The 1675-nt window shown below is 71.0% G+C and carries 2 protein-coding genes; both read left to right on the plus strand.

From position 1 onward, the window contains the following. The first annotated feature begins 193 nt into the window (after positions 1-193). On the plus strand, positions 194-1018 hold the full coding sequence (locus tag PROKR_RS09525; RefSeq protein ID WP_036962572.1) for a DUF5926 family protein: 825 nt from the start codon (positions 194-196) through the stop codon (positions 1016-1018). 195 nt (positions 1019-1213) lie between these two features. Beyond that, positions 1214-1675 (plus strand): glycosyltransferase family 2 protein (locus PROKR_RS31490; protein WP_425414873.1); only part of this gene is annotated, 462 nt, incomplete at its 3' end.

Genomic DNA, 1675 nt, shown 5'->3' on the forward strand with positions numbered 1-1675 from the left:
GGCGCCGTCCGCCGGCCGTGCGGCCCGCGCGGCCGCCCGCTGCACGGACCGGACGGCGTCGAGCGCGAGGTCCAGCACGGGCAGGTGGGCGGCGAGCCAGGGTTCCACGCTTCCATCATGTCCCGCCCGCACGGCCCCGAAAACATCACCGGCCCGACAGATCTGCCTCCATCCGCGCGGATACACTCGCCGCATGGCCAAGAACCCCTCCTCCGACTTCGTGCTCCGGCCCTTCGAAGGTCTCCCCGGGGAGACCGACTGGGTGTCGATGCGCGAGATCGTCCCGTCGGCGACCGCTACCGCTCGCACCACCGCCGAGTACGGCTCCCGCGACGTCACGGTCGTGACGCTCCTGCCGGGTGCCTGGACGGCGCTGCACCGTGCCGACGGCACGCTGCTGCTCGCGGTGCAGGGCATCGTCGGGTCGGGCGACGTGAGCCGCGACCTCGCGGCCGCCCTGCTGGACGCGATGGAGCTGGAGCCGGGCACGGCCGTCGAGTCGGTCGAGCTGCCGGGCGAGGGCCCGCGCCTGCAGGACGTGCTCGACCTGAGCGTCCCGTTCGAGGTCACCGTGCACGACACGTTCGACTACTGGCTGGACCCGAGCGCGGACCTCACACCGGACCTCAAGCAGAACCTGGAGGACGCCGCCGACGGCGCGATCCCCACGGTCAAGGTGTCGTCGGTCGAGTCCGCCTACTGGTGCAGCATGTCGCGCGAGTTCCTCCGCTGGGCCCGTCCGGAGCCCGAGGACGACGTGATCGACGCGATCTCCCGGCTGCACGCAAAGCGGGAGTCAGGGCTCGCGGGTGGAAGGTTCGTGGGAGCGTTTCGCGCGTCCGGCCTGGTGGTCCCGGTCTGGGAGCTGCCGAAGGGGACCCAGGCGGAGGACCTGGAGGGCCCGGTCAAGGAGCTGGGGGAGAAGCTCGCGAAAGCACTTTCCATCAAGGAGCCGCTTGATGCGAACGAGCGACGCGCAAGAGCGGGTATCGTCTCCCGGCAGGTCACCCTGCGCTAGACCGGACGCCCCGGCCGGCCCTGCGCGAGCGACCCAGAACGCTAGGGCTGTCACCGCGGATCGCCACGAGCGACCCTGGTTTCGGCAACTAGCGGACCAAGGGAGTAGGATTCCAGGGGTAAACCTTTGCACTCACCAAGCAAAGGGCTATCCGGACACCCACCAAGGCAAATCGACGCTTCAGGCAGGACAGGTGTGAACGCTCTCCCGGTCGCGAAGACCACGCGTCCCGGCAATGCACAGGCAGGCAAGAACGTCCAGCGGGTGGCGGCGATCATTCCCGCCAAGGACGAGGCCGAGCGCATTGCCGCTACCGTGCGCTCTGCGCGTGCGATCCCACACGTCGACCTCGTGCTCGTGGTCGACGACGGCTCCGAGGACGACACGCAGCACGTCGCGCGTGCCGCCGGCGCCGTCGTCGTGCGCCACTCCCACAACCGCGGCAAGGCCGCCGCGATGGAGACCGGTGCCGCGGTGGTGGCCATGCGTGACGCCGACGGGCGTCCCCCGCGGTTGCTCATGTTCATCGACGGCGACCTCGGCGACACCGCCGTGAACACCGCGCCGCTGGTGCGCCCCGTCCGCGAGGGCGTGGCCGACCTCGCGATCGCCCTGCTGCCCAAGCAGGCCGGCGCGGGCGGCCGCGGCGTCGTCGTC

Source organism: Promicromonospora kroppenstedtii DSM 19349 (assembly GCF_000515355.1).
GTDB classification, from domain to species: Bacteria; Actinomycetota; Actinomycetes; order Actinomycetales; family Cellulomonadaceae; genus Promicromonospora; species Promicromonospora kroppenstedtii.